Source organism: Grimontia indica (assembly GCF_000333895.2).
Lineage (GTDB): Bacteria > Pseudomonadota > Gammaproteobacteria > Enterobacterales > Vibrionaceae > Enterovibrio > Enterovibrio indicus.
Genome location: NZ_ANFM02000084.1, coordinates 1 through 4,077, shown reverse-complemented (window position 1 = coordinate 4,077; position 4,077 = coordinate 1). Strand labels below are relative to the sequence as shown.

Sequence of the window (4,077 nt, the reverse complement as noted above, 5' to 3'; positions counted from 1 at the left end):
AATTGAACGCATTGATGACCTCTGAATGCGAGCATCTTCAGGTTATTTGGGTATAACCCTATCCTGTCTGGTTCCGTCGGTTACCGAGACATCAGTGACTACCTGCTCTCTCTCATGCACCAAAGAGTTAATGGTAAAGCGCCATAAACCCTCTGCCGGGTAAGCACTGTTGAGAGCCCCAAAGCTTTCCCGGCCCTGAATAAGCTCACCGCTTTGCGGCCAATACAACTCAAAATCATCAGAAAGCCACTCACCCACCGCATAGAAATCATTGCTTTCCATTGCCTGCCAAAAGGCCAGCACCACATCCTTTTCGTTCACAATAGCTCTCTTTCAATTCTGTGATCACATGTTTTTCAGGGGTTTGACGACGGCATCCAGCCCTTCAATTTTCAGTGCCAGGCATAAGGCCAAGAGTTGACCCAACTCCCCTTTGGGAAACCCCTGCTTCTCGAACCAAAGCAAATATTCTTCTGGCAAATCAATCAACACCCTTCCGGCGTATTTGCCAAACGGCATTTTCATTCTCGCCAGTTTGAGCATGTTTTCTTTTTCGAGCATGGTCGTTTTTCACTTCCTATTGGGCAGAATGAGAGTCTATCACGCTGCGCAGTGCAGCTCGCGCGAGCTTCTCCCCATCTGTCAAAGCAAGCATGAGATAGCGTCTCAGTTGTAGGGAAAACGGGTTATTCATCCTTAGTTAAAACAATAGCGACATAAACGCTGACTAATGTGTATCACTTCATGATGACAGCGAGAGGTGACTGCCATGCCTTCACAAGGATTTAATACCGAGTTTTTGAGTGTTCCTGTTTCACTGCCACGACTGGGCGAGAGCCTGTTAGAGGTGGCTTGGGAATACGGTGAACCTTTGCACTATGAACACTTTTCACTGGTGATGAACCGTGAAACAAAAATGGCGTTTTACACCGCCCACAACATCGACAGGCAAACACTCATGAGCCTGAAGCGTGCCAGATGGAAGCTCGATCCCCGCGTCGATATTGATTATCAGGCTGGCCCCGAGGTGTATAAAAACAACGTCTGGGACCGTGGCCATATGGTGCGTCGAGCGGCGATTACCTGGGGCTCCCGCCCGGAGGCGAGTCAGGCAAACAAAGACTCTTTTTTCTATACCAACGCCAATTTGCAGCACGCGAAGTTTAACCAAGATGAATGGCTGGAACTGGAAAACTGGTTGCTGGAAGAAGAAGATCTCGACGACAAACTTTCTGTGTTCACTGGCCCTATAAACACCATCAATGACCAGCCTTATCGTGGGACCTATATCCCTTCTGCATTCTGGAAAGTGATTGTGTTCACCAAAGGTGGGGAACTTCAATGCCGCGCGTTTTTGATGAAGCAAAGCGAGTTCTGGGACGATCACGACGGTCGGAATACCCTGAATCTGGAAAGCTATCAGGTCTCGCTCACCCAAATCACAGAGCTCACTGACCTCTATTTCCAGCAAGCGCTCTACGATACGAACCCCATGTTCTACTCCCCAAACAACTTCACCACGTCAAACGATATCGACACGCCAGAAATGCGCCCTATCGAATCGCCAACTGACATCGTTGATAACCGAGGAAAATACACTGATATCGTCCAGGAGCTATGGGATGCCGATGACAACCGCTTCGATGTCACCCGTCTTGCGGATGGTCGCTGGATGAACGAGAACGCAGATATCCGGCTCTATGAGCAAGGCTACCGTCGCCCGGGTAAGCGTGATTTGGCCAAGTTCTTCCTCTTCGAGGAAGTGAATACCGACAAGCTGATGTTCCTGCCTTCTTATCAGGCGTTTAAACGGTTGATTGATAACTACAACGAGCTTGAACGCGACGAAGAGAAATACAGCGATGTTGAACTGGCCGAGATCGAACATTTCCTCGATACCTGTTTTGCCCGCTACGACGATGAAGACAGGATTTCACTCATGGAGTCGGTCTATCAATACATCACTGATGACCAAAGTGAAGGCGGTCTTGGATTTGCCCAAGCCAAACTCACTGAAATGCCTTTTACCAGTACCACCTTTGGTGAAGGACAGTGCATAGACCTCACCAGCATCGAGACCTTCCGCGAAACAGTCAGAAATATTTGGTTCGGGCTCTATACCAACAACTTTGGTAACCGTCAGGTGAACCATGCTTCGGGCTTTGAGCATGTTTTTCTTGGCGAGATTAAGCGTGAGGGCTCTCGCTACGAAATCGGGGGCTATCACTTCTGGGCGAAGTTCTTCTGGGATGAGCAAAATGGTAGCGGCGGAAAAGCCGATTTGGAGTATCTGGGCTCTTTTTACGACGGCCCTGAAGGAAACCTGAATACCGATGTCGCGACATTGGCGATGAGCTGGCGAGTGGGCGAGAAGATCGCATGGAAAGAGAAAGGCGGATTCTTCGTAGGTATGAGCCCAGAATGCCTCTTGGCACTGGGCACCATGCTGACATTTGAAAGCTTCCGCAACGACACCCAGCCACTGTCGTTTTTTGATGGCGAATCCAAGCGTAGAGCCGCCATCAACGGCTGGCGCTACGATTTGGTGCTATACCGCGAGACGCTAAAAAACCAGGATCGCGGCTTCCATTTGCGCTCTTTCTATCCGGTGCTTAAAAGTCGTGATAATCGCGATCCGTTATTGGCTCCGCATTCCAATACCGATGTCTTGCTGTATGACGAAGGCGATGTGGTCATTGCTTCTGCGATGCCAAATCCACCGGGTGTCGGCGATCAAAATGAGTGGGTCTCCATTCGAAATGAAACGCCGGGACTGATTGACGTCACTGGCTGGCAAATCCGCACTAAATCCGGCACCACAGTCCTTCGCGAGAAGACCAAGTTACCACCAGGTCGTGAGCACAAAATTGTTGTTCGCGCAGGTGGCGGCGGGGCAGCCCTTTCAAATAAAGGAACAGTGATTGAGCTGTTGGATACGGAAGATACTGTCATTTCCAAAGTGGAATACAAATCGGTGAGCCGTCGCGCTGAGGGACAGGTACTGAACTTCAGTTAACGAATCTTCGCAACCAAAGCCAAAGGCGCGGAACTCCGCGCCTTTCTTCTTTCAATACGTCAATCCAAGGCGCAGGTTTCGCATCCAAACATCTTGGCATGCATCCAACAGCCCACACAGAACCCCAGCACCGCTTCCAGCCAGGTCAACATAAAGCAGATACCCAACACAGCAAACAGCCAAATGTCCGACATTTCCAGCAAGCGAAATGTCAGACAGGTAATCCCCATAATAGCCCCGAGGCTCCATGCAAAGCGTTTGGGCTTTATCGGTTTCCAAATGGCCTTGGAGCGCATGGTCATCGCCGTTCCCAAAAATCCTGACGGGCTTAGGGGCGTTAACCCGAACATCGCCGCCATCAACATGTCGAAAATCACATACGGGCCAACATAAATCACAGGATCCCATTCAGGACGAACCAACAAGATCACCATAGTGACCGCGGATAACACATTTAATAGCCCCGCCCGGGCTCGCGTGGCAGTCTCGTTGATCCGCAGATCGCTTTCACCCGGAATGCTCTGTCCCATTGCCAGAATCGGGGTGGTTAAGAAGGTATGATATTGTTTTAATTCGTCAGCGCGCATGAACCTTTCCCTGAGTCATTTTCTTTTAAGTCTATACGCTGGTTAAATTCCTACCTGAGTCTTGGCCAAATCTTGCTCGCTGAGCAACTTTTCGCCCAACCCACAAGCAATACCTTGCTCTCCCCTTTTCATGACTAGTCTAACTTACTGTTTTCATTGAACTCACTCACTGGCACACCCCTTGCGTTATTCCCACCGTAGTAAACAACCTCCTCCGAATTTTTATAGGGAAATTAAGATGCCAACTCCTTGTTATATCGCCATCGAAGGCAAAACCCAGGGCAACATCACTGCCGGAGCCTTCACCGCTGACTCTGTCGGTAACATCTACGTGGAAGGCCACGAAGACGAGATGCTGGTTCAGGCCTTTGACCACATCGTGACTGTACCGACTGACCCGCAAAGCGGTCAGCCGTCAGGCCAGCGTGTCCACAAGCCGTTCAAGTTCACCGTGGCACTGAACAAAGCGGTTCC

The 4,077-nt window shown here is 50.0% G+C and carries 4 protein-coding genes and 1 pseudogene; 2 read left to right on the top strand and 3 right to left on the bottom strand.

Annotated elements, in window-relative coordinates; genetic code table 11:
- Positions 1-51: 51 nt before the first annotated feature.
- Positions 52-321 (bottom strand): annotated as a pseudogene (locus tag D515_RS24775) (nuclear transport factor 2 family protein); the annotation flags it as partial.
- A 24-nt stretch (positions 322-345) separates the two neighbouring features.
- Entirely contained in the window at positions 346-561 is a 216-nt protein-coding gene (locus D515_RS24770; protein WP_002542846.1) for a DUF3820 family protein, read from the bottom strand.
- A gap of 208 nt (positions 562-769) precedes the next feature.
- Here D515_RS24770 and D515_RS24765 point away from each other — a divergent pair, with 208 nt between their 5' ends.
- Positions 770-3,016 carry a DNA/RNA non-specific endonuclease gene (locus D515_RS24765; RefSeq protein WP_002542845.1) on the top strand — a complete coding sequence of 749 codons (2,247 nt, stop codon included), beginning with the start codon at positions 770-772 and terminating at the stop codon, positions 3,014-3,016.
- Positions 3,017-3,075: 59 nt separating this feature from the next.
- Here D515_RS24765 and D515_RS24760 read toward each other — a convergent pair whose 3' ends face one another.
- A complete protein-coding gene (locus D515_RS24760; RefSeq protein ID WP_002542844.1) occupies positions 3,076-3,603 on the bottom strand; it encodes a DUF4395 domain-containing protein in 528 nt (175 codons plus the stop codon).
- 238 nt (positions 3,604-3,841) lie between these two features.
- Here D515_RS24760 and tssD point away from each other — a divergent pair.
- On the top strand, positions 3,842-4,077 hold a 236-nt coding region (tssD, locus tag D515_RS24755), incomplete at its 3' end, for a type VI secretion system tube protein TssD (protein WP_039850710.1).

What these genes read in the sequence shown, in the direction of transcription:
- D515_RS24770 (WP_002542846.1), bottom strand. Translation starts at nt 561, where the DNA reads ATGCTCGAAAAAGAAAACATGCTCAAACTGGCGAGAATGAAAATGCCG.
- D515_RS24765 (WP_002542845.1), top strand. Translation starts at nt 770, where the DNA reads ATGCCTTCACAAGGATTTAATACCGAGTTTTTGAGTGTTCCTGTTTCA.
- D515_RS24760 (WP_002542844.1), bottom strand. Translation starts at nt 3,603, where the DNA reads ATGCGCGCTGACGAATTAAAACAATATCATACCTTCTTAACCACCCCG.